The sequence below is a fragment of the Actinophytocola sp. genome (assembly GCF_035942955.1).
Lineage (GTDB): Bacteria > Actinomycetota > Actinomycetes > Mycobacteriales > Pseudonocardiaceae > DASYTH01.
In genome coordinates this window covers 1-22,667 of sequence record NZ_DASZCQ010000278.1, presented here as the reverse complement: position 1 = coordinate 22,667, position 22,667 = coordinate 1, and the positions used below count along the sequence as shown (strand labels likewise).

At 72.1% G+C, this 22,667-nt stretch carries 23 protein-coding genes; 12 read left to right on the top strand and 11 right to left on the bottom strand.

What is annotated here, in order from left to right:
- The 4 genes from VGX25_RS28250 to VGX25_RS28235 form a co-directional block, all read right to left on the bottom strand.
- On the bottom strand, positions 1-204 hold a 204-nt coding region (locus VGX25_RS28250; protein WP_326920958.1), incomplete at its 3' end, for a homocysteine S-methyltransferase family protein.
- Positions 197-1,216, bottom strand: coding sequence for a carbohydrate kinase family protein (locus tag VGX25_RS28245; protein WP_326920957.1), 1,020 nt, complete (start codon positions 1,214-1,216; stop codon positions 197-199). The genes VGX25_RS28250 and VGX25_RS28245, both read right to left, overlap by 8 nt.
- Before the next feature lie 22 nt (positions 1,217-1,238).
- A complete protein-coding gene (metK, locus tag VGX25_RS28240; protein WP_326920956.1) occupies positions 1,239-2,429 on the bottom strand; it encodes a methionine adenosyltransferase in 1,191 nt (396 codons plus the stop codon).
- 200 nt (positions 2,430-2,629) lie between these two features.
- Positions 2,630-3,958, bottom strand: coding sequence for an aspartate aminotransferase family protein (locus VGX25_RS28235; protein ID WP_326920955.1), 1,329 nt, complete (start codon positions 3,956-3,958; stop codon positions 2,630-2,632).
- A gap of 165 nt (positions 3,959-4,123) precedes the next feature.
- Between VGX25_RS28235 and VGX25_RS28230 the strand changes: the two genes are divergently transcribed.
- From VGX25_RS28230 to VGX25_RS28220, 3 genes are all read left to right on the top strand, one after another.
- Complete coding sequence (locus VGX25_RS28230) at positions 4,124-5,359, top strand: cytochrome P450 (protein WP_326920954.1); 1,236 nt, start codon at positions 4,124-4,126, stop codon at positions 5,357-5,359.
- A gap of 133 nt (positions 5,360-5,492) precedes the next feature.
- Positions 5,493-6,026, top strand: a complete 534-nt coding sequence (locus tag VGX25_RS28225; protein ID WP_326920953.1) for a hypothetical protein — start codon at positions 5,493-5,495, stop codon at positions 6,024-6,026.
- Positions 6,023-7,441 (top strand): multicopper oxidase family protein, encoded by a 1,419-nt coding sequence (locus VGX25_RS28220; protein ID WP_326920952.1) that lies wholly within the window; start codon positions 6,023-6,025, stop codon positions 7,439-7,441. Before VGX25_RS28225 ends, VGX25_RS28220 begins: the two co-directional genes overlap by 4 nt.
- Here VGX25_RS28220 and VGX25_RS28215 read toward each other — a convergent pair.
- Positions 7,434-8,300, bottom strand: coding sequence for a GNAT family N-acetyltransferase (locus tag VGX25_RS28215; RefSeq protein ID WP_326920961.1), 867 nt, complete (start codon positions 8,298-8,300; stop codon positions 7,434-7,436). The genes VGX25_RS28220 and VGX25_RS28215 overlap by 8 nt on opposite strands.
- Before the next feature lie 20 nt (positions 8,301-8,320).
- On the opposite strand from VGX25_RS28215, the gene VGX25_RS28210 reads away from it, so the two are divergent.
- From VGX25_RS28210 to VGX25_RS28185, 6 genes are all read left to right on the top strand, one after another.
- Complete coding sequence (locus tag VGX25_RS28210) at positions 8,321-9,502, top strand: CaiB/BaiF CoA transferase family protein (protein ID WP_414636003.1); 1,182 nt, start codon at positions 8,321-8,323, stop codon at positions 9,500-9,502.
- A complete protein-coding gene (locus tag VGX25_RS28205) occupies positions 9,499-10,110 on the top strand; it encodes an HAD family hydrolase (protein ID WP_326920951.1) in 612 nt (203 codons plus the stop codon). Before VGX25_RS28210 ends, VGX25_RS28205 begins: the two co-directional genes overlap by 4 nt.
- Positions 10,098-11,099, top strand: coding sequence for an adenosine deaminase (gene add, locus VGX25_RS28200; RefSeq protein ID WP_326920959.1), 1,002 nt, complete (start codon positions 10,098-10,100; stop codon positions 11,097-11,099). Before VGX25_RS28205 ends, add begins: the two co-directional genes overlap by 13 nt.
- A gap of 172 nt (positions 11,100-11,271) precedes the next feature.
- Positions 11,272-12,126 (top strand): lytic polysaccharide monooxygenase, encoded by an 855-nt coding sequence (locus VGX25_RS28195; protein WP_326920950.1) that lies wholly within the window; start codon positions 11,272-11,274, stop codon positions 12,124-12,126.
- Between the two features lie 71 nt (positions 12,127-12,197).
- Positions 12,198-12,764 carry a DUF305 domain-containing protein gene (locus tag VGX25_RS28190; protein WP_326920949.1) on the top strand — a complete coding sequence of 189 codons (567 nt, stop codon included), beginning with the start codon at positions 12,198-12,200 and terminating at the stop codon, positions 12,762-12,764.
- 55 nt (positions 12,765-12,819) lie between these two features.
- A complete protein-coding gene (locus VGX25_RS28185) occupies positions 12,820-13,146 on the top strand; it encodes a hypothetical protein (RefSeq protein WP_326920948.1) in 327 nt (108 codons plus the stop codon).
- A 543-nt stretch (positions 13,147-13,689) separates the two neighbouring features.
- On the opposite strand, the gene VGX25_RS28180 is transcribed toward VGX25_RS28185, so the two are convergent.
- The 3 genes from VGX25_RS28180 to VGX25_RS28170 all read right to left on the bottom strand — a co-directional run bounded on the left by VGX25_RS28180 (position 13,690) and on the right by VGX25_RS28170 (position 15,251).
- Entirely contained in the window at positions 13,690-13,995 is a 306-nt protein-coding gene (locus tag VGX25_RS28180) for a hypothetical protein (protein ID WP_326920947.1), read from the bottom strand.
- A gap of 4 nt (positions 13,996-13,999) precedes the next feature.
- Positions 14,000-14,218: a DUF397 domain-containing protein gene (locus VGX25_RS28175; RefSeq protein WP_414636004.1), complete on the bottom strand. Its 219-nt coding sequence runs from the start codon at positions 14,216-14,218 to the stop codon at positions 14,000-14,002.
- Between the two features lie 139 nt (positions 14,219-14,357).
- The gene (locus tag VGX25_RS28170; RefSeq protein WP_326920945.1) at positions 14,358-15,251 is read right to left on the bottom strand and encodes a helix-turn-helix transcriptional regulator; all 894 of its coding nucleotides are present in this window, start codon (positions 15,249-15,251) and stop codon (positions 14,358-14,360) included.
- Positions 15,252-15,412: 161 nt separating this feature from the next.
- Here VGX25_RS28170 and VGX25_RS28165 point away from each other — a divergent pair, with 161 nt between their 5' ends.
- Positions 15,413-16,234, top strand: a complete 822-nt coding sequence (locus tag VGX25_RS28165) for an SAM-dependent methyltransferase (protein WP_326920944.1) — start codon at positions 15,413-15,415, stop codon at positions 16,232-16,234.
- A 133-nt stretch (positions 16,235-16,367) separates the two neighbouring features.
- On the opposite strand, the gene VGX25_RS28160 is transcribed toward VGX25_RS28165, so the two are convergent.
- Entirely contained in the window at positions 16,368-17,807 is a 1,440-nt protein-coding gene (locus VGX25_RS28160; protein WP_326920943.1) for an FAD-dependent monooxygenase, read from the bottom strand.
- Positions 17,808-17,868: 61 nt separating this feature from the next.
- Positions 17,869-18,183, bottom strand: a complete 315-nt coding sequence (locus VGX25_RS28155) for a hypothetical protein (RefSeq protein WP_326920942.1) — start codon at positions 18,181-18,183, stop codon at positions 17,869-17,871.
- Positions 18,184-18,259: 76 nt separating this feature from the next.
- Between VGX25_RS28155 and VGX25_RS28150 the strand changes: the two genes are divergently transcribed.
- Positions 18,260-19,039, top strand: coding sequence for an AfsR/SARP family transcriptional regulator (locus tag VGX25_RS28150; protein WP_326920941.1), 780 nt, complete (start codon positions 18,260-18,262; stop codon positions 19,037-19,039).
- A 1-nt stretch (position 19,040) separates the two neighbouring features.
- On the opposite strand, the gene VGX25_RS28145 is transcribed toward VGX25_RS28150, so the two are convergent.
- Positions 19,041-22,142, bottom strand: a complete 3,102-nt coding sequence (locus tag VGX25_RS28145; protein ID WP_326920940.1) for an AAA family ATPase — start codon at positions 22,140-22,142, stop codon at positions 19,041-19,043.
- Positions 22,143-22,301: 159 nt separating this feature from the next.
- On the opposite strand from VGX25_RS28145, the gene VGX25_RS28140 reads away from it, so the two are divergent.
- Positions 22,302-22,667, top strand: a 366-nt coding sequence (locus tag VGX25_RS28140) for an AfsR/SARP family transcriptional regulator (RefSeq protein ID WP_326920939.1), incomplete at its 3' end; no start/stop codon positions are given.

Below are 22,667 nucleotides of genomic sequence, written 5' to 3'. Positions count from 1 at the left end.
GGCATCCGAGCCCGCCTCGAAGTACCCGCGGTGCACCGCGCGCACCACGTCCGGCCGGGTGACGTTGAGAATCTCGTTGCAGCCCTCGAGCCCGGCGAAGTCGTCCAGCGAAAGGTCCGCCGCCTGCAGCATCGTGCCCATCGCGCCGTCGGCGACCAGGACTCGTTGGCTCAGCGCGGAAAGAAAGTCGGACACCTTAGTCATACCCCCGCACGTGGTGGTCCTCGTTGGCCTGGCGGATCGACTGCACGATCGGCTCGACCTCGCGTGCCGCCTGCAGCCCGTACGCCTCGTCCACCCGCTTCTGGAAGGTGTCCGGGTCCAGCTCGTACTCCTGCGGCCCGCGCGCCTCCAGCACCAGGGTGGCCACGGTGCAGCCGACCTGGGCGGAGCGGACCTGGGACAGGCCGGCGGCCAACCCGGACAGGAAGCCCGCCCGGAACCCGTCGCCGACGCCGGTGGGATCGACCACGCCGCGGTCCGGCACGACGCCCACGGTGGCCGGCGCGGCGCCCGCCGACTCGATCCGCACGCCGTTCTCGCCGAGCGTGGTGATCCAGGTGCCGACCCGGTCGAGCACCTGCTCACGGGTCCAGCGTGCCGTAGTGAGTAGCAGCTCGCTTTCGTACTCGTTGGTGAACAAGTACATCGCACCGTCCACAAGAGAGCGGATCTCGGCGCGGCCGAGCGTGGCGAGCTGCTGCGACGGGTCCGCGGCGAACGGGTAGCCGTGCTCGCGGCACTCGTCGGTGTGCCGCAGCATCGCCTCCGGATCGTTGGGCGAGATCAGCACCAGGTCCAGCCCGCCGGCGCCCTCGGCGATCGGCCGCAGCGCGATCCGCCGCGCCTCGGTCATCGCGCCGGGATAGAACGAGGCGATCTGGTTCTGGTAGTCGTCCGTGGTGCACAGGAAGCGGGCGGTGTGCTTGGTCGTGGAGACGTGCACCCAGCGGGTGTTCACGCCGTGCGCCTCGAGGAAGTCCCGGTACGAGTCGAAGTCCGTGCCGACCGCGCCGACCAGCAGCGGGTGGCCGCCGAGCCGGCCGAGGCCGAGCGCGATGTTCGCCGCGACCCCGCCGCGGCGGATGTCCAGCCGGTCGACGAGGAACGACAGCGACACCTTGTCCAGCGAGCCCGCCAGGAACTGGTTGGCGAAGCTGCCGGGAAACACCATCAGATGGTCGGTCGCAATCGATCCGGTTACCGCGATGCGCACGGTGCCTCCTCCGCTCGTGGTCTCAGTCGACGATCTCCCGGAGAGCGTCGGCGCGGTCGGTCCGCTCCCACGGCAGGTCGACGTCGGAGCGGCCGAAGTGGCCGTACGCGGCGGTCGGCGCGTAGATGGGGCGCAGCAGGTCGAGATCGCGGATGATCGCGGCGGGGCGCAGGTCGAACACCTGGGTGATCGCCTGCTGGATCTTGGTCGGGTCGATCGTCTCGGTGCCGAACGTCTCGACGAACAGGCCGACCGGGGCGGCCTTGCCGATAGCGTAGGCGACCTGGACCTCGACGCGGGAGGCGAGGCCGGCGGCGACGGTGTTCTTGGCGACCCAGCGCATCGCGTACGCCGCACTGCGGTCCACTTTGGACGGATCCTTGCCGGAGAAGGCGCCGCCGCCGTGCCGGGCCATGCCGCCGTAGGTGTCCACGATGATCTTGCGACCGGTCAGGCCGGCGTCACCCATGGGGCCGCCGATGACGAACCGGCCGGTGGGGTTGACCAACAGCCGCACCGTCGAGGTGTCCAGCTCGAGCTCGGCGAGCTCGGGCTCCACCACGTGCTCGCGGATGTCCACCGCCAGCATCCGCTCGAGGTCGATGCCGTCGGCGTGCTGGCTGGAGACCACGACGGTGTCCAGCCGCACGGCCTGGTCGCCGGCGTACTCGATGGTCACCTGGGTCTTGCCGTCCGGCCGCAGGTACGGCACCACGCCGTTCTTGCGGACGGCCGTGAGGCGCCGGGAGAGCCGGTGGGCCAGCGCGATCGGCAGCGGCATCAGCTCGGGGGTGTCGGTGCAGGCATAGCCGAACATCAGGCCCTGGTCGCCCGCGCCCTGCCGGTCGATCTCGTCCTCGGCACTCTCCACTCGCGACTCGTACGCGGTGTCCACGCCCTGCGCGATGTCCGGCGACTGGGCGCCGATCGCCACGTTCACCCCGCACGAGGCGCCATCGAAGCCCTTGGCCGACGAGTCGTAGCCGATGTCGAGGATCCGCTCCCGGACGATCGTCGGGATGTCGGCGTACGCCGCGGTGGTGACCTCACCCGCGACGTGCACCTGCCCGGTCGTGATCAGGGTCTCCACCGCCACCCGGGAGCGCGGGTCCTGGGCAAGCAGCGCGTCGAGGATCGAGTCGCTGATCGCGTCGCAGATCTTGTCCGGATGACCCTCGGTCACCGACTCAGAAGTGAACAGTCGGGAAGTCATGCCTCTCCTCAAGGTGCTGGACTGTCGGCCCACCCAGCCGGTCGAGCGCTACCGTGTCAGGCTCTTGGCTGTGGCTCGAGGATCGATCGAGCGCACACTGAAATCTGGTCGACGTCCCTTTTCACCCGGCCTGACCGGCGCCTGAGCGCGCCCTGGTCACCAGGTGGTCGAGCGCCGCGGACGGCCGGCGCGAAAGCGGCTTAGCAGGGGCGCCCCGAGCGCAAGGCCTTGGCCAGCGCCTCCGCGATCTCGTCCGCGTCAGCGGGGCTCAGCGTCAGCGGTGGGCTGATGAGCACGGTGTTCAGGCCGTTGCGCACGAGGACGCCGCTCTGCTCCCGGACGGCGGGCGGCACCCAGTCGACCGGCGCCGGCGCCCTTGTGGTCTTGTCCTCGACGAGCTCGATGGCGAGCATCATCCCGACCTGCCGCACCTGACCGACGCCGGGCAGATCCTCCAGCTCGCGCAGCGCATCCCCCAGCCGGGCGCCCATCTCGACGGCCGCCGCGAGCAGCCCTTCCCGCTCGATGATGGCGAGGTTCGCCAGCGCCACGGCACACCCGGTGGCGTGGCCGCTGTAGGTGTAGCCGCCGAGGAACCCCTCGCGGGTCAGGACATCGGCCACGTGGCCGGCCACCAGCACCGCACCCATCGGGAAGTAGCCGGAGGTCAGCCCCTTGGCGGTGACGATGAGGTCCGGCTCGACGTTCAGCCGCCGTGCGGCGAACCACTCCCCGGTCCGGCCGAACGCGGTGATCACCTCGTCGAGGATGAGCAGAATCCCGTTGTCCGCCAGCAGCTCGCGGACCCGGGGCCAGTAGTCGCGCGGCGGCTCCACCACGCCGGCCACGCCCATGATCGGCTCACCGATCATGGCGGCGATCCGGTCGGCGCCAAGCTCGGCGATCGTCCGGCGCAGCTCCTGAAGGCAGAACTCGGTGGGATCCTCGCCGCCGTACAGCTCCGGATGGAACGGCATCGGCGGGGTCAGGTACCGGACGTGGGGCACCATGGGGCCGAATCCCTCGTGGAACACCGGGATCCCGGTCGCCGTGGCGCCACCGTAGCCCATGCCGTGGTATCCGAAGTTGCGGGACAGGATCCAGGTCCGCTCCGGCTCACCGCGGCGGTGGTGGTAATGCCGGGCCATGCGCAGCGCGGCCTCGACTCCCTCCGCACCCCCGCTGGTGAAGTACACGCGCTCCATCGGTCGGGGCGCAAGGTCGATGAGCCGGCTCGCCAGCCTGATCGACGGTTCGTTGGTGTACTCCTGGAAACTGCTGTAGTACTCCAATGTGGACATCTGCTTGGCGGCGGCCTCGACCATCTCCCGCCGCCCGTGTCCGATGTGCGCGAGCATGAGCCCGCCGGTGGCGTCGAGGTACTCGCGACCGCTGATGTCGCGCACCCGGCAACCCGACCCCTCGGCGATGATGATCCGGTCGGTGACGCCGTCGGGGAGATGGGGGTGGATCACCCTTGCCCGATCCGCCGCCAGCAACGCGTCGATCTCCTTCGGTGTAGCCCGCACCGGCCAAGGCTATCCGTGCGCGTGTCGAACCAAAGTCGAAGTCGGCTCGTGGGTTTCGCGGCGAGTGTCTCAACCGATCCTCGAGGCCGGCGTGTTCGACCGGTCCTCAATCCGTGCCGGTTAGAGTGAATTTCAGAAACCCCACTGAATACACAAGGGATTTCGGTGACCAAGAACTCTGCTGGAACGTCCACGGTGGACCGACGCCGGGAAACCGTTGCGCGGTACCCGTTGCCGTGGTCCCCGCCGCTGGAGATCCCGGACGCGCTGCGGGATCTGCGGGACCGCGCCACGGTTGTCGTTCGGCTGCCCGGCGGCGACACCGCGCTGCTGGTGACCAGGTACGCCGACGTCCGCGCGCTGTTCACCGATCGCCGGCTGTCCCGCAACATCGCCCGGCCGGACGCCGCCCGGATCACCGAGGACAACGACGCGTTCGCCGACCCGCGCGTCGACCCGGACGCGCCACACCACACCAGGATGCGCGGCCTCGTCGACCGGGTGCTCACCGTGTCCCGGGTGCGGGCTTTGCGGCCCACCGTGTGGCGGATCGCCGACGACCTGATGGACCGGATGGCGTGCGGGGCGAAGTCCGCCGACCTCAACGAGGCGTTCGCCTTTCCGCTGCCGATCCGGGTCATGGGCGCGCTGCTCGGGGTGCCGGCCGCGGACATGCCCGCGTTCCACCGGCTGGTCAACGGTTTCCTGTCGATCACCAGGCCGCGCCCGGACCAGGTGGCGGACGCCCGCCGCGGGCTGTGGCAGTACCTCGACGAGCTGATTGCGTCCAAATGGGACAGCCCGAGCGACGACCTGACCAGCGCCCTGATCGCGGTGTCCGATGAGGACGGTTATCGGATCACCGGGCTGGAGCTGGGCTACTGGATCCAGGGGCTGCTGATCGCCGGCTACGTCACCACGGCCAGCCAGATCGGCACCGGGACCGCGATGCTGCTGCACCACCGCCACCTGGTCAAGGAGATCCAGTCGGACTGGTCGTTGCTCCCGACCGCGGTCGAGGAGCTGCTCCGGTGCCAGATCATGGCGTCGTCCATCGGCACCCTGCGCTACGCGCTTGCTGACGTCGCGCTCGAGGACGGCACCGTGCTCCCGCGCGGATCGAGCGTGCTGCTGTCGCAGGAGTCGGCCAACATGGACGAGACGGTGTTCGCGGACCCGTTCACGATCGACCTCGCCCGGCCGGACAATCCGCACCTGACGTTCGGCGCCGGGCCGCACCACTGCGCCGGAGCCGAGCTGGCCCGGATGGAGATCCAGGTCGCCACCGAGGGTCTGCTGCGCCGCTTCCCCGACCTCCGGCTCGCGGTGCCGGGCGGGGAGCTGCCCCGCGGCGTCGGCGGTTTCATGGAGAGCTTCACCGAGATTCCCGTTACCTGGTAGGAATCCACAGGCACCAGCGCCGCCACCCCGACGAGAGCGGAGTGGCGGCGTTGGACCCATGTGGATCGGACCCTGGCGACGGCGCCAAGCCAGACTCAAGTGCCGTGTCACCTGATCGGATCAACCTTGTGGGGTGCGACATCGTGCTGCGACCGTGGTTGTCCGGCCGCGCACGCCGCTGCCCGAGATCGTCCTGGTCGTGGGGCTGTCGCTGGTGGCCGGTTGGATCGTGCGGACGCTCGCGCCGCCGTCGCTGGTGCGGGACGGGCAGCGGCTTCCGGTGGGGCTGGCCAGCCTGCCCGGACCCGGGACGCACCATGAGGCGGCCGGCCTCGCGCCGAGCTCGGTCAGCGACGAACCGGTTCCGCACTTCCTCGGCGGCGCCTTCCTCGCCGCACACCTGCTGGCGATCGCGCTGGCGATCGGGCTCCGGCTGGTTCGCCGGGTGCGCGCACGGCTCGCGGCCCAACTGCTGTTCGCCACGCTGATCGCGACCGCCGCGGGCGCCGCCGCCATGCTGGCCGCCCGGTTCGGCTACGGGGACCGCCTTGCGCCGCGCGAGGTTCTGCTCGGCGGCGTCGAGGTGGCGCGCTACGCCTTCATCGCTGCGCTCGCCCTCGTGGTGATCTTCGGCTTCCGGGACGAGACCGAAAGGATCCGGACGTGAAACGACGGGACCTGTTCAAGTTGGGCGCCCTGACCGGCGCCACACTCCTGTTACCCGCGCAGCGGCTGGTGGCCGCCGCCACCGGCCAGCCGCATGGCATCGCGGCGTTCACCGTGCCGCTGCGTATCCCACCGGTGCTCCACCCCTACCGGCGCACCCTGCACACCGACTTCTACCACGTGACCCAGCGGGAGGCCGACGTCGAGATCCTGCCGGGCACCACCACCCGGTTGTACACCTACAACGGCGCGTTCCCCGGGCCGACGATCCGGGCCGTGCGCGGCCGCCAGGTCGTGATCCACCAGACCAACGCGCTGCCTGTCCACACGTCGGTGCACCTGCACGGCGCACACGTCGCACCGGACAGCGACGGCCACCCGACCGACCTGATCCACACCGGACACTCGAAGGACTACCGCTATCCGAACACCCAGCTCGCCGCCACGCTCTGGTACCACGATCACGCTCACCACGGCGAGGCGGAGAGCGTCTTCCGCGGCCTCGCCGGGTTCTATCTCATCCGCGACCTGTACGAGCACGGCCTGCCAAGCGGGAAGTACGACATTCCGTTGATGTTTCGCGACATCCACCTCGACGAGCGGGCTCGGGTCGTCTACCAGGCCCCCGACCCGGGCGGCCGCAACATCGTCCTGGTCAACGGCGTGCCCCAGCCCTTCTTCCGCGTGGCCGCGCGAAAGTACCGGCTGCGCCTGCTCAACGCCGCCAACGACCGCGCGTTCAAGTTCGCGCTGTCCAACGGCGCCAACCTCGTCCAGATCGCCTCGGACGGCGGCCTGCTGCCGGCGACCGTGACCACCCCGGTGGTCGAGCTGTGGCCGGCCGAGCGCGCCGAGGTCATCGTGGACTTCTCCCGCCTGCCGATCGGCGCCAAGGTCGTGCTGCGCAACCAGTTCGGCGAGAGCGACGCGGCCGTGAACCTGCTGCGGTTCGAGGTCACCCGCAGGGCGTCGGACCACAGCCGGATCCCCACCGACCGCGAGCTACCCGACCTGCCCCCGCTCGGGCTGCGCAACGCGGTCCACCGGGACGTCACCGTGGCCTTCGACCCCGCCCAGCGCCACTTCACCTTGAACGGCAAGACGTTCGACCCCGACCGGGTGGACTTCACGGTCCGGCAGAACCAGCTCGAGGTGTGGACCGTGCGCAACACCGACCCGGTCGGCTTCGCGCACAACTTCCACGTGCACCTGGTCCAGTTCCGCGTGCTGGACCGCAACGGCGCCCCGCCGCCGCCCGGCGAGCGCGGCTGGAAGGACACCGTCACCGTGGGCCCCGGCCAGACCGTGCGCATCGCGTCGCGGTTCACCGGCTACACGGGACGGTACGTGTTCCACTGCCATCTGATCGACCACGCGACCGCGGGAATGATGGGGCAGCTGGAGGTCGTCAGGTAAGCCGCTTGACGAGCCGGACCTCGGTGGAGGTGCGGCGGAACCCGAGCCGCTCGTTGACCCGCAGCATGGCCGGGTTCCCGCTCGACGTGGCGAGCATCGCCACGTCCCGGGCGCGGGCCAGGTCGACCGCGCGCACCTTCAGGGCCGTGGCGATGCCGCGGTCGCGGTACTCGGGATGCACGGCGGTGCCAAGCGCTCCGGTGAACCCGACGTAGCGATCTGCGTGCACGGCAAGGAAACACTCGTCCGGGCCGACCCCGTGGTACGCGGCCGCGTCCAGGTAACGCCGCCGGAACTCCTCGGTGGTCCAGGCCGGATCGGGCTCCGGGCGGGGGTCGGGGTCGGCCCAGCCGTCCTGCGCAGCGTGGTGCAGGTCGCGGAACCGTTGCCAGCACCGGGGATCCACGACCTCCGCACGCTCGAGCGTGGTGATCAGGATGCCCGTGGCCGCCAGCCGCGGCTCGATCCGCCGGTACGGTTCGAGCGTGGCGGCGCCGACGTCGAGCACGAGGCGGTGCATCCGCATGGTCTCGACGAACCCGCGGGCGCGCAGGAAGGTCAGCGACTCGGTCCAGTCGTCACCCGCGCGGGCCTGCAACGTGATCGCGCCGGCCGCGCGGGCGTCGTGATCGAGCTGGGCGAGCAGCCGGCTGCCCACCCCGCGCCGCCGCCAGCCCGGGGCCACGACCATGTTGATCCGGTACCCGTCTGGCCGGAACCGCCACAGCGCGCCGTGCGCGATCACCTGCTCCGGCGCGCCGGACAGGACGACGTACCGGCGGGTCGTCTCGTCGCTGGCCGCCTCGAGCGCCCGGACGTACTGGTGAGCCATGTCATCTCCAACCGTGGAGCGCCACACCAGCACATACGCTGCTGACCATGCTTCCGCTCAACGGGATGCTCGTGGTGAGCGTCGAGCAGGCGGTGTCCGCGCCGTTCGCGACCCGCCAGCTCGCCGACCTCGGCGCCCGGGTGATCAAGGTGGAGCGGCCGGACGGCGGCGACTTCGCCCGAGGTTACGACCGGTCGGTCCGCGGCCTGGCGTCCCATTTCGTGTGGCTGAACCGGTCCAAGGAGTCGGTGGCCGTCGACCTGAAGTCCGGGCAAGGGCGGCAGGTGGTCGAGCGGCTCGTCGCCACGGCCGACGTGTTCGTCCAGAACCTCGCGCCGGGCGCCGCGGCCCGGCTCGGGCTGGACGCGCCGACTCTGATCGAGCGCCACCCGGAGCTGGTGGCCGTGGACCTGTCCGGCTACGGCGCCGTGGGGCCGTACCGCGACAAGCGCGCCTACGACCTGCTCGTGCAGAGCGAGGCCGGGCTGGCGTCGGTGACCGGCACGCCGGAGGACCCGGTGAAGGCCGGCATCCCGGTCGCCGACATCGCCGCCGGGATGTACGTCCTCACCGGCGTGCTGTCCGCCCTGCTGCGCCGGGAGCGCGGCGGCGGGGGCGCGGCGCTTCCGGTCACCATGTTCGACTCCGTGGTCGAGTGGATGGGCCACCAGGTCCAGCACGCGCTGCACACCGGGGAGCAGCTCCCGCGGATGGGACTGTCCCACGCGGCCATCGCGCCGTACGACCGGTACCCGACCGCGGACGGCGCGCAGGTGCTGCTCGGCATCCAGAACGACCGCGAGTGGCGGCGGCTGGCCGCCGACCTGCTCGGCCGGCCCGAGCTCGGCACGGATCCCGCGTACGCCACCAACGTCGCCCGCACGGCGAACCGCGCCGCGGTGGACGCGCTGGTGGCCGAGGCCACCGCCCGGCTGAGCGCCGACGAGCTGATCAAGCGCCTGGACGCGGCCAGGATCGCCAGCGCCCGGCTCAACGAGGTGCCCGAGGTGGTCGCCCATCCGCAGCTCGCCGCGCGCGACCGCTGGCGCGACGTCGACTCGCCCGTCGGCCCGCTGCGCACGCTGCTGCCGCCGGTCGTCTTCGCCGCCGACCCGCCGCGGATGGCCGCGGTGCCGGCGCTCGGCGAGCACACCGACGCGGTGCTGACCGAGCTCGGCTACGGGGCCACCGAGATCGCCCGGTTGCGCGCCGCCGGAGCCGTCGGATGACCTTCACCGTCGGGTTCGACCTGGACATGACGCTGATCGATCCGCGCCCCGGGATGGTGCTCGCGATGAACGCTCTGGCCGCGGAGACCGGGCTGGCGCTGGACGGCGAGCACTTCGCCAACCACCTCGGCCCGCCCCTGCACCTGGTGCTGCGTGACTTCGGCGCGCCGCCCGCCCGGATCCCGGAGCTGGTCGCCCGCTTCCGGGCGACCTACCCGGAGATCGTGATTCCGGCCACCGCGCCGATGCCCGGCGCCAGGGCCGCGCTGGACGCGGTGCGCGCGCTCGGCGGACGCACCCTCGTCGTCACCGCCAAGCACCAGCCCAACGCGGCCAAGCACCTGGCCGCGCTTGGCTGGCAGGTCGACGAGCTGGTCGGCGACCTGTGGTCGACCGGCAAGGCCGCGGCCCTGCGCGCCCACGGCGCCCGCGTCTATGTCGGCGACCACACCGCCGACATGGCCGGCGCGCTGGCCGCGGGTGCCGTCGGGGTCGGCGTCACCACCGGCCCGTGCGACGCCGCCGCCCTGCGCGTGGCCGGCGCCGCCGCCATTCTGTCCACATTGGACGACTTTCCGGCGTGGCTGGAACGGTCGTGCGCGACCTGACCCGGCTGCCCAAGGTCCACCTGCACGTGCACCTGGAGAGCACGATCCGCTGGTCCACGCTGCGCGAGCTGGGCGAGGTCAACGGCGTGCCGGTGCCGCCGCACCCGACGTCACCCTTGGCGTTCAACGGTTTCCGCGAGTTCGGCGACTACAACACGCTCATCCGCTCGGCGCCGCGCCGGCCAGAGGACTTCACCCGGATCGCCCTCGAGCTCTGCGCCGACGAGGCCGCCCAGGGCACCCGCTACGCCGAGGTGACCTTCACCGCGGCCGCGCACGGCGAACGCCTCGGCGACCAGGAGATGCCGCTGGCCGCCGTCCTGGACGGCCTGGCGCTCGGCCGGTCCCGGTACGGCATCGAGTGCCGCGTCCTGCTCGACCACTCCCGCCGCCGGTCCGTCGACCGCGCCTGGCAGACCCTCCGGCTGGCCATCCGCTACGCGTCGGCCGGGGTCATCGGCCTCGGCCTCGCCGGTGACGAGTCCCATGCGGCGGCGCCCTTCGCTCCCGTCTTTCACGCCGCCCGCGAGGCCGGCCTGCGCCTGGTTCACCACGCCGGCGAGACCGCCGGTCCGGCCAGCATCCGCGAGGCTCTGTCCGTCGGCCTCGCCGACCGGCTTGGCCACGGCATCCGCGTCCTCGACGACCCCTCGCTCGTCGCCGAGGTCCGCGACCGGGCCGTCCCGCTGGAGGTCTGCCCGTCGTCCAACGTCGCGCTCGGCCTGGCCGGCTCGCTCGCCACGCACCCGTTCCCGCGGCTGCTGGCCGCCGGGCTGAAGGTCACCCTCAACACCGACATTCCCAACATCACAGGGGTCACCCTCACCGAGGAGTACCGCCGAGTGAAGGACACCTTCGGGTACGACGACACGGTGCTCGCCGCGCTCAACCACGCCGCGATCGACGCCTCCTTCGCGCCCGCGGCGACGAAGGCGCACCTTCATCGGGAGACCGACGCCTGGCGGGGGGCGCCGTCGTCAATGCCGTGAAGGACGCCTTCACGGCACTCAACGACCCGATGGCGTCCTTCATGGCACCTGTCGGGCCGGGTGGCGGGTTCCCGTCATTGTTGTCTAGACCAATTGACTGGCCGAGGCCAGGTCAGGCACGTTTTCCTTGCAGGAATCACCCTCTTACCCCTGCCCCTGCAAGGAGGATCCTGTGAAGGTTCGACTTTGGCTTGCGCTGTCCACCGCCGCGGTGGTCGCCGCCGCACTGATCACCGTCGCCCTGCTCCCGACCGCGCCCCCGGCGAGCGCGCACGGCTCGATGTCGGACCCACCGAGCCGGGTCTACGTGTGCAAGCAGCAGAACCCGGAGAACCCGACGAACGCGGCCTGCCGGGCGGCCATCCAACTCGGCGGCACGCAGCCGTTCTACGACTGGAACGAGGTGAGCCTGCTGACCGCCGCCGGCCGGCACCGGGAGATCATCCCGGACGGCAAGCTGTGCAGCGCCGGCCGGGACAAGTACCGCGGCCTCGACCTGGCCAGGGCCGACTGGCCGGCCAAGCGGATCTCCGCCGGCCCGCTGACGATCACCTACCACGCCACCGCGCCGCACTCGAACAGCAACTTCGAGTTCTACATCACCCGGTCCGGGTGGAACCCGACGATGCCGCTGCGCTGGTCCGACCTGGTGCACATCCAAACGTTCACCAACCAGAACCCGTCGACGTTCACCAACTGGACGATCAACATCCCGGCCCGCACCGGCCGGCACATCCTCTACTCGATCTGGCAGCGGGTGGTCGGCAGCGACGAGGCCTTCTACACCTGCTCCGACGTCGACTTCGGCGGCGGCACCACGCCCCCGCCGACGACCAGCCCCACGCCACCCCCGACCACCACGACGACCACGCCGCCGCCGTCGAGCGGGACCTGGGCGGCCGGCACCTCGTACCAGGTGGGCGCCCGGGTGACCTACAACGGCGTCGGCTACACCTGCCGGCAGGCGCACACCGCGATCGCCGGCTGGGAACCGCCCAACGCCCCAGCGCTGTGGTCGGTCGGCTGACCCCCGGCCTCGGCCGGGCCGCTCCGCTCCGACCCGGGGCGGCCCGGTCGTCTCCATCCGGGACCCGTTCGATGAAGCGCCTGGCCTGTGCCGTGCTCGGCCTGCTCACGCTGGCCGGCTGCGCCTCGCCCGCCCCGCCGCCGGCGCCGGCCGCGCCGGCGGTGGAGCCCGGCCGCGGCTTCAACGCCGCCGACGTGATGTTCCTGCAGATGATGGTGCCGCACCACGAGCAGGGCCTGACCCTCGTCCGGCTGGCCCGCGACCGCGCCAGCCGCGCCGACCTGCGCACGCTGGCCGCCGCCATCGAGGCCACCCAGACCGACGAGGTCCGCACCATGTCGTCCTGGCTGCGCGACTGGCGCCAGCCGCCCACCGCGCCGCCCGGCGCCCACCAGGACCACGGCGGCATGCCCGACACCACCGCCGGCGAGATCGCCACCCTCGGCCGCATCACCGGCCCCGACTTCGACCGCCGCTTCCTCAATGTGATGATCTCCCACCAGGACGACGCCATCCAGCTCGCCAAGCTCGAAACCACCACCGGCCAACACCCCCAGGCCAAAGCCCTCGCCGCCCGGATCGACCGCTCCCGCTCGGCCCAGATCACCCAGATGCTGAAGCTCCTCGACGGAGGTTGAGGTCCGGCACGCTCGGCCGGTGCGGGGATCCCGGCGTTCCCCTTAATCTGTTGGCGTGCAAGGGCAAGCCGGCAAGCTCAGGCCGATCTGGCTGGAGCTGCTCGTGGTGCTGCTCCTCGTCGGGATGGTCATCGCCATCCCCTACCTGCTGACGATGGCGGCGTTCAGCTCCGCAACGCTGTTCGGCGATCCCCCGACCCCCGGCCAGCTGCGCGCCGCGAGCAACCTCTCGTTGGCCGCGTTCCTCGTCGGGGCCGCCGGGTCGCTGGTCGGCATCGCGGCCACCGTCTACACCGGACAGCGTGTCCTGTGCTGGACATTCGCCGCCGTCCTGTGGCTGACCCTGGTGATCGGGGCCTGCGTGCGGCTCCGGTACGGCTGATCGTCCCGCGCTCCCACCTCTACCCCAGCCCCCACCGCTCCACGGTAGGCTCCGGCAAGCCCGCTGCCGGCCGGGTGCCGGGCCTGGTGGCGCCGGGGCGTGTGACTCACCTGCGCGAATGCGTCATGTGGCTATACGAGCGCGGGACATGCCCGGGATCGCGGTCCCTGGCCGGGTGTGTTTTGCCTTGGGACAGGCGCGTTCGGCGTTGGTGCAGGCGTGCGTCGGGTTGCGGTAGCCCGGCCGTGTCGCAGCCCTGTGTCTGCCCGGCAGGGCCGGGGCATGGTGCCGGGGAGGCAGGGCGTTTTCCACAGAACGATCCTGGCACCGAAGTTGATCTCCGCGTCCTACCCCTACCCAGCCCCCACCACTCCACCGGGGGCCGGCCCCGCACCCATTCTACCCGCGGGGACCGGCAGTTGATCTTGAATGCCGGGCGGGTGTGGACAACTGGAGGAGTGTGGATGGAGGTGTGCGCGTCCGTGCGGGAGGACCGGTGACGGCGACGGCGGTGGCGCCGTCACCGGTCAGGACCAGTGCGGGTCAGGCTCGGGAGCCGGCCGGGATGTTGAGCGCGTTGTCGGGCAGGGCAAGCAGTTCGCCGAGTACCTCGCAGGCGGGGCCCGCCTGCTGCCAGTAGACCCGCCGCGGCGACAGGATGTTCTCGTCGCTGGGCACGCGGGAGGCGACCGCGTCGTCCTCGCTGTGCAGGCGAACGACGTCGATGACGTCGCCGTGGGCGCGGACGCCGACGACGGCGAGCACCTGGCCGCCCGCGTCGCGGGGGTTGATGAACTGGAAGCCCCGCAGGCGCAGCGCGAGGATCTGGTCTTCGGTGCGGGCGATCATCGACTCACCAATTCTTGACCGCGGCCACGAGGGCCTCGATGCCGGTGTGCGCGTGGATCAGGGCCGGACCGTTCGGATCTCGGGAGTTGCGCACGGCGACGTGTCCGCCGGCCAGCCAGGCGAGCTCGACGCAATTGCCGACCGCGCCGCTGTAGCTGCTCTTTCCCCACCTGGCCGCGCCGAGAAGGCCTGCCGGCGTGCCGTTTCGGATCTTCGTCATGATGCTCACCTTCCAAACCTGGCAAGTTGCGGAAGTGCATATGCACGTGCATCTGACCGTGCATGAGCGTAGCAATCTGCACATGCAGATGCACGGGCCGTCATGACATTCAGCCGAACGGACGCATGCCTGCAATCTCCGGTTAGAGCTCGGCCAGGTGCTTGGCGAGGAACTGGCGGGTCCGGTCCGGTGTCTCGGCGTCCACGGTGAGCCGGTCGAACACGCGACCGTACTTCTCGATCTCGTCCAGCCGGTCGAGGTAGAGCGCGCCGGCGAGGTGCTCGATGTAGACCACGTCGGGCAGCTCGGGCTCGGCGAACCGCAGCACGGTGAACGCGCCCTCGGCCGAGTACCCGCTCAGCTCGTACGGCACGACCTGCAGCGTGATGTTCGGCTGCCTGGTGATCTCCAGCAGGTGCTGGATCTGCTCGCGCAGCACCCGCCGGCCGCCGATCGGGCGGTGCAGCACGGACTCGTCGATCACCGCCCAGAGTCTGGGCGCCCCCGGGCGGTGGAGCAGCTTCTGCCGCTGCATCCGCAGCCCCACGCGGCGGTCGATCTCCTCGCCGCCCCGCGCCGGGCGGCCGTGGCTGGCGACCGCGCGGATGTACTCCTCGGTCTGCAGCAGGCCCGGCACGAACTGCAGCTCGTAGGTCTGCAGCCGGGAGGCCGACTCCTCGAGGCCGACGTAGTCGTGGAACCAGTTCGGCATCAGGTCGGTGTAGCGGTGCCACCAGCCGCGCTCGTTGGACTGTGCGACCAGGGCGAGGATCTGCGCGCGCTCGTCGGGGTCGCTGACGCCGTACATGGTCAGCAGGTCCTCGACGTCGCGCTCCTTGAACCCGACCCGGCCGAGCTCGAGCCGGCTGATCTTCGACTCGGAGCCGCGGATGGCGTAGCCGGCCTCGCCCCGGGTGATGTTGGCCTGCTCGCGCAGGCGGCGCAGCTGCGAGCCCAGGATGATGCGGCGCGCGGTGGGTCCGCCCGGGCGCTGGTCCGGCCGGCCGATCCCGTCGGAGAGATGATCGTCGCGCATTCCGTCCTCCTCCGCGCAATCAGCTCGTCGCAGACCGTACCCGGTCACTCGTAACGGTCAAGTCTCCGTCGCACGATTTACGACGGCAAGTTGCAGGCCTAGGATTCCGCTCCGTTGGCTGCATACCGTCCGTGATCGACAACGCTCTGTGAGGCCTTTCGATGCCGAGTACCCAGACCGCGCCGGCCCAGATCGACACCACCAAGGCCAGCATCGCGCGGGTCTACGACGCATTCCTCAACGGCAAGGACAACTACGAGATCGACCGCGAGGTGGTCCGCCGGGTCCGCAAGGTCGCACCCGAGGCCAGCCAGATGGCGTGGGACAACCGGGAGTTCCTGATCCGGGTGACCAGGTTCATCGCCGCGCAGGGCGGGATCAAGCAGTTTCTCGACCTCGGCTCCGGCCTGCCGACGGCGGAGAACACCCACCAGGTGGCGCAGCGGATCCAGCCCGAGGCCCGGGTGGTCTACGTGGACAACGACCCCGTGGTGCTCGCACACGGGCGGGCGCTGCTCGAGGACAACGACCAGACCCACTTCGTCTCGGCCGACATCTTCGTGCCGCGCGAGGTCCTCGACAACGAAATCGTCCAGCGGCACCTGGACTTCACCGAGCCCATCGCCCTGTTCCAGCTCGGCACCATTCACCACTACGCCGGCGAGCGCAGCCCGGCCGACATCATGCGCGAGTACATCGACGCCCTCCCGTCCGGCTCGTACGTCGCGATCAGCCATTTCCTCGACCCGGAGACACCGGAGCTCAGCCCGCTGGCCCGGCGGCTGGAGGACGTCTTCCTGCACAGCCCCATGGGCACCGGCGTGTTCCGCACCCGGGCCGAGATCGAGAGCATGTTCCCCGGCCTCGAGCTGGTGGCCCCGGGCCTGGTCCTGTGCGTCAACTGGTGGCCGGACGGCCCCCGCATCAAGCCCCTCGACCCGGTGCAGAACTGCATCGTCGGCGCCGTCGGCCGCAAACCCTAGCCACACCCGCCCGGCTCGGACAGTTCGGCAGGTCCGCCCCCACGAACACGCCGCGCGGCGGCCAGCTCGGTGCTTTCCCGGGATGCGGCGCGAAATGTCCTCCGCGCGGCGGATGGAATTGCGCTTTCGCTCGCTATCGGCATTCGGGGTGCGGGTTGCCGAACCATTGGGTGAGGGCGTGCTCGATGGGGGTGGTTCCGCCGGAGGCCCAGGCGATGTGGCCGTCGGGGCGGACGAGGACGGCGGCGGGTGCGGTGGGGTCGGGGGTGGAGACGACGTCGACCCGGTCGGACCAGCCGGAGGTGACGGTGTTGCGCAGCTTGGGGTCGTCGGCGAGGTCGAGCAGGACGGGGCGGCCGGCGTGCAGGGCTTCCGGCAGGCCGGGGAGGGCGGGAACCCGTTGCCCCACAAGGGGATGGTCGCCGTCGGCGGACGGGTAGGCGAAATCGAGCCCGCTGACCTGGCCGGCGAGGTAGCGGTTGACCGGCTCCATGGTCAACAAGAAGGCGAACAGGTCGCGCAGGGGCATGGCGGCTTCGGACCCGTCGACCAACCGCAGCTGGGCCAGGGTGTTGGCGAGCACGGCAAGGCCGACGGGATGGCGCTCGGCGTGGTAGGTGTCGAGCAGGCCGGGCGGGGCCCAGCCGTGCACCTCGGCGGCGAGCTTCCAGCCGAGGTTCATCGCGTCCTGCAGCCCGGTGTTGAGACCTTGCCCGCCGAGCGGCGGATGGACGTGCGCGGCGTCGCCGGCGAGCAGGATCCGGCCGCTGCGGTACCGCTCGGCCTGCCGCGCCGCGTTGCCGAACCGGGACACCCATGGCACGGCGTCCAACCCGAAGTCGGTGCCGGCGATCCGGCGGATCGACTCGCGCAGCTCCGCGACCGTGACCGGTTCCCGCTTGTCCACCATGGTGCGCGCCGCGTCCAGCACGGCGACCCGGTACAACCCGCTCGTCCCGAGTGGACCCATCAGCAGCGCGCCGCGATCGTTGACCTGGAAACCCCAGCTGGTCGGCGGATCCCGAAGCTGCGCATCGGACACCACGGCGGTCACGCCGGTGTCGGTGCCGGGAAAGTCGATCCCCGCCTGGATTCGGACGATGCTGTTCCCGCCGTCGCAGCCGACCACGTACCGGGCGCTCAGCTCGTACGCGCCGTCCGGCCCGCGCACCGCCACCGTGGCCGACGACTCGTCCTGGCGCACGCCCACCACGTTGTGCCCGCGCCGGATCGGCACGTCCAGCTCCCGGGCCCACTCGGCGAGCAGGTGCTCGGTGCGGGCCTGCGGCAGGATCAGCTGGTACGGATACCCGGTCGGCAGGCGGCTGAAGTCCAGCGGCGTCGGCAGCAGCGCGAAGTGCGCGCGCGGCAACGGCAAGCCCTCCGCGACGAACCGGTCGACGATCCCGCGTGCGGCGAAGATCTCGGCGGTGCGCGCGTGAAAAGCGACCGCGCGCGACTCCCGGGTGAGCTCGCCACGGCGCTCGAGCACCACGGGCTCGACGCCGGCCAGCCTCAGCTCGGCGGCCAGCCACAGCCCGACCGGACCGGCGCCCACGACCACGACGTCCACCAGCAGACCGTACGTCGCGGCCGCCGGTCGCACCGCACGGAGCGCTTGACTTTCCCTATAGTCAGCCCACGAAATCCATGGCCTCGCGGGCCAGGGGTAACCACTCCAGCTCGGACCGCGGGTCGAGACTGAGCCACTCCTTCATCGGCCGGCCCTTGTTCCCGTCGAATGGGACGCCGTCGCCGGCCGCGACCAGCGCGTCCACCCGGGACTTCGGTAGCTTCACGACCAGCCGCCCGGCGACCAGCATGGCGAAGATCTTGTTCTGGTAGCGCAGGGCGGAGGAGCCGAAGCCGCCACCCGAGCCCGGCGGGGTGACGCCCTCGACGCGGGTCAGCTCGCCGACCAGGGCCTCGAAACGATCTTCCGGGGTCATGCGCACACCGTAGGCCGGACCACCGACGGTTCCGCGAGGCACGGCCGTGGCACACCCGTGGCACGCCTACTTAGGTGTGGGAGAGCACAGGGGCGGGGTTGACTGGCACCTTCGGCTGGTCGGAATCCTGGAGGTGGTGCGGGCCGGGACGCTTGAGCGGCACAACGTGGGCAGCCGCAAGGCCCGGACGCTGGTGGCCATGCTCGGCGCCCGGCAGGGTCGGGTGGTCGGGGTGGACCACATCGTCGAGGAGCTGTGGGGGACGGCGCCACCGCGGCAGCCGGAAGCCAACGTGGCCACGCTGGTCAGCCGGCTGCGGGCCCGGTTCGGGCGACGGTTGATCATCGGCGGCCGGTCCGGCTACCGGCTGGGCGACACGGCTCGGGTGGATCTCTACGAGGCCGCCGCGCAGGTCGGCGAGGCGGAGGCGCGGCTGCGGGCCGGGCAGCCGGCGTCGGGTCTGCGGGCCGCCGAGCACGTCCTGGACCTGCTCGGTGGCGGCCCGGCGCTGGCCGACCATCCGATCGCGGACTGGGCCGAGGAGGCCCGCACGCTGCAGGCCGGGTTGCTGCGCCGGGCCTGGCACGCGGCCGCCGAGGGTGCGCTGCACACCGGCAACCCGGCCCGGGCACAGGTGCTGGCCGAGACCGCGATCACCGTGGACCCGCTGGACGAGGTCGCGTACCGGATGCTCATGCGGGCCTGTGCGGCCGCCGGCGAGCCGGCCCGGGCGATCATGACCTACCAGCGGTTGCGCGGCACGCTCGCGACGGAGCTGGGCACCGACCCGGCGCCGGCCACGCGCGACCTGCACGTGGCGATCCTGCGCGCCAACGCGCTCACCACGCCGGCCTGAGTCAGGGCGCCTTCCATTCGACGCGCCAGCGCCGCGCCCCCGGGGTGTAGCGGCACACCGACCCGGTGGTGATCTCGGTGCGCAGCTCGCCGCCGAGCACCGGGTCGGCGGCGGCGATGGCGTCGACCGCGCGCTTGATCGCCTTGCGGACGGCGGTGCGGGCCCGCTCCGGCGACGAGGTGAACTCACGCATCCGGCCGCCGAGCCCGATCGCCCTGGCGAGCTCGCCGGCCACCGCCTCCCGCTCCAGCCGAAACCGCTCGGCCCTTGCCAGGTCGGCGTCGGCCTCGGCGTCGTCGATGGCCGTGTCGAGGTCGGTCACCCGCCGGCGGTAAGCGTCGACGGCGGCCGGGTCGAGCAGCTGCTGCCGGCCGGTCAGCACGCCCGCGTCGCACAGGTCCACCGCGGGCAGGTCCTCGCCGGGCCGCTCGAGCAGCCGGCCGAGGTACCGCACGCCGACCAGGTCGGGCAGCTCGATCGGGACGTCGCCGCCGCGCAGGGTCCAGCCGCCGTCCGCCCGCCTGCGCAGCACGGCCGGCGTGGCCGACGGCGTCAACGCGTTGGCCAGCACGCTCCACGCGTCGACCCGCGGCCACAGGCCGAGGGCCCTCGCCTCGTCGATGGCGTCGGCCAGCTGGGTCCGTGCTCGCTCGAGATCGCCCGGCCCGCCGCGGGCGACCAGCGCCTCGGCCAGCTCGGCCCGGCACACCGCGGTGGCCGGCCGGTGCTCGAGCCGGACGTTCATCGCGATCGCCTGCTCCAGGTACGCCACCGCGGACGCGGGATCTCCCGCGGTGAGCGCGGCCCGGCCCAGCGCCCTGGACACCGAGCCGAGGCAGCTCACCCCGAGCGAGGGCATCGCCGGCAGGTCCGCGTACGGCCGCAGCAGGTCGGCCACCTCGGCCGCGAGGTCGGGGTCGTCCAGCATCGCGGCGGCCTCGGCAAGTCCCACCATCGCCGCGAGCCAGGTGCTGGACTTCGGCAACGTCACCAAACCCATGGCGCGCAACGGTTCCAGGGCCGCCCGTGCCTCGTCCAGCCGCCCGCCGCGGGCCAGCACCATCACCACCGACGCGCGGAAGCCGTACTCCCCCACGGCAAGGCTGGCCGACTCCACCGTGCCGGTGACGAGCTCGGCCAGCTCGGCGTCGCGGCCCTGCAGCCACCGGATGGTCAGCAGCTGGGCGCCGTAGTAGCCGGTGGCGTCGGCGTCGCCGACGTCGAGGCCGAGCCGCAGGCACTCCCCGGCCGCGGCCTCGGCCTCGTCCAACCGGCCGGCCCGGATCAACCGCATCACGTCCATGCAGGCCACGATGTAGCCGACGGCGGCCACACCCAGCGCGGCGGTCCGCTGCCGCAGCTCGGTCAGCGATCGGTCCGCTCTGGGGTCGCCGAGCAGGTAGAGATCGACCGTGCGCCACATCAGCCCGAACAGCGCCAGGATCCCGTCGCCGGCCGCGGACGCCGCCGCGATCTGGGCCTCGGCGAGGGGCAGCCGCATCGCGGCGTGCTCCGGCCCGAGCACGGCGTGATGGGTCAGCGACAGCGAATCGGCCAGCGCCCGCGGGTCGCCAAGCGCCCAGGTCTGGGCCAGGGCGTCCAGCACGCCGTCCACCGGCTTGCCCTCGTAGACCGCCTCCGCGGCCAGGCGCACGGCCAGCCGGCAGCGCAGCGCGCGCTCGTGATCCGGCAGCGCCTCCAGCGCGGCCCGCTGCCTGGCCAGCACCCGCTCCCGGACGGCGGCGTTGCGGTACTGGTGCACCCACACGCCGCCGAGGCCGAGCACGGCCCTGGCCAGCAGCACCGGGTCGCCGGCCCGCTCGGCGGCCTCGGTCGCCGCCTCGAACGCGGCCCGCGCATCGGTCAGCCGGCCGGAGTCGAGCACCGCGTCCGCCCGCTCCACCAGCAGCTCCGCGTCCGCCGGGCCGGCCAGCGCGACCGCCCGGTTGAGCAGGTCGGCGGCCGGCTCGTAGGCGTACCCGCGGCGCAGCGACTCGGCCGCCGCACGGCAGGCGGCGATCGCGATCTCCGCGTCCGCATCGGACCGGACGGCGGCCGCCAGCGCGTGGTGCGCGACCCGCTCGACGTGGCCGGAACGGGCCAGCATGGCCGCGGCCCGCGCGTGCGCGTCGAGGGTCTCCGCGGTGCCGAGCTGCCCGAGCGCGACCTGCCGGACCAGGTCGTGGAACCGGTACCCGGCGCGGGTGAGCTCGGCAAGCCCGGTGCCGGACGCGGCGGTGAGCGCCTCGAGCACCACCGCAGGCGGCTCCCCGGCGAGGCCGGCGACCTCGCCGACCGCCCCGTCCACGCCCAGCAGCGCGGCGAACGCCAGGATCCGGCGCTGCGCCGGAGCCAGCCGGTCGATCGCGCCGGCGATGGCGTGCTCCACGGTGGCCGGCCCGGACCCGGTCCAGCCGGTGTGCACGGCCCGCGCCAGGTAGAGCGGGACGCCGCCGGTGACCCGCAGCAGGGTCTCGGCGGCGACCCGGTCGGGGTTGGGCTGGCCGTGGGCGGCGAGCAGCGCGGCGGTGTCGTGCAGATCGAACGGCCGCAGCGCGATCGTGGTGGCGTCCCGCTGCAGCTCGTCGAGCACCGCCGGACCGTCCTCGCCTGGCGATGTGCGCCGGGCGAGCACCACGACCAGCGGGAGCCGGTCCAGCGTGCCGGTCAGGAACCGGGTCAGCAGCAGGGCGCTCTCGTCGGCGTGGTGCACGTCGTCGATGACGATCATGGTGGGCTTGTCCGCCCTGGTCTCGGCGAGCAGCTCGGCCACGGCGGTGAACCGGGCGAACCGCTCGGGGTCGACCCGGTCCCGGCTGGCGTCGGCGGCGAGCAGCCCGGCACCGGCCGGTCCGGCCAGCGTGGGCAGCAGGGCCGGCCACGGCCACAGCGCCGGCGCGCCGCCGTGCGGCCAGCACCGGCCCCAGGCCACGTCGAACCCGTCGCGATAGGCCGCCTCGGAGGCCCGCTCGCACAGCCAGGTCTTGCCGATGCCCGCACCCCCGGTGACCATGACGAGTTGCCGGCGCCCGCCGACGGCCCGCTCGCGCAGCGCGGCCAGCGCGGCGAGCTCATGATCACGCCCGACGAATGCCTCGACCACCCGGTCGCACCCCCTCGCCCTCTCCGCCTCCACAGATGTTGTCGTTCAACCCGCCAGACATAGAACCGGTTTCCGGCAACAACCGTGTGCACCGGTATGAGGCTCACGTCCCGACCCATCCTCTGGGTTCACCTGATCGGCCCAGGCACCGGGGCAGACGTGCCGGGGCGCCAGGCGCGCACCCTGCTGGCGTTGCTCGCCGTGTCTCATCCCGACCTGGTCGGCGTGGACCGCCTCGTCGAGGCGCTGTGGGGGGACCGCCCGCCGCACCGGCCGGAGCGGAGCATCGCCACGCTGGTCAGCAGGCTGCGAAGATCACTGCACCCGGACGCGATCGTGAGCGAGCGCACCGCCTACCGGCTCGGTCCGGCGGTGCGGGTGGATCTGTACGAGGCGGCCGAGCTGATCGAGACGGCGGAGGCCCGGTTGGCCGGTGGCGAGCCGGAGCCGTGTCTCGGGATGGCGGTCCGGGGCTTGGCGCTGCTCGGGCGCGGCCCGGTGCTGGCCGAGCACCCGGGCGCGGCG

Coding starts and splice junctions, on each gene's coding strand:
- VGX25_RS28170 (WP_326920945.1), bottom strand. CDS start 15,251: ATGCGCGACGATCATCTCTCCGACGGGATCGGCCGGCCGGACCAGCGC.
- VGX25_RS28165 (WP_326920944.1), top strand. CDS start 15,413: ATGCCGAGTACCCAGACCGCGCCGGCCCAGATCGACACCACCAAGGCC.
- VGX25_RS28210 (WP_414636003.1), top strand. CDS start 8,321: ATGCTTCCGCTCAACGGGATGCTCGTGGTGAGCGTCGAGCAGGCGGTG.
- metK (WP_326920956.1), bottom strand. CDS start 2,429: ATGACTTCCCGACTGTTCACTTCTGAGTCGGTGACCGAGGGTCATCCG.
- VGX25_RS28205 (WP_326920951.1), top strand. CDS start 9,499: ATGACCTTCACCGTCGGGTTCGACCTGGACATGACGCTGATCGATCCG.
- VGX25_RS28180 (WP_326920947.1), bottom strand. CDS start 13,995: ATGATCGCCCGCACCGAAGACCAGATCCTCGCGCTGCGCCTGCGGGGC.
- VGX25_RS28190 (WP_326920949.1), top strand. CDS start 12,198: ATGAAGCGCCTGGCCTGTGCCGTGCTCGGCCTGCTCACGCTGGCCGGC.
- VGX25_RS28155 (WP_326920942.1), bottom strand. CDS start 18,183: ATGACCCCGGAAGATCGTTTCGAGGCCCTGGTCGGCGAGCTGACCCGC.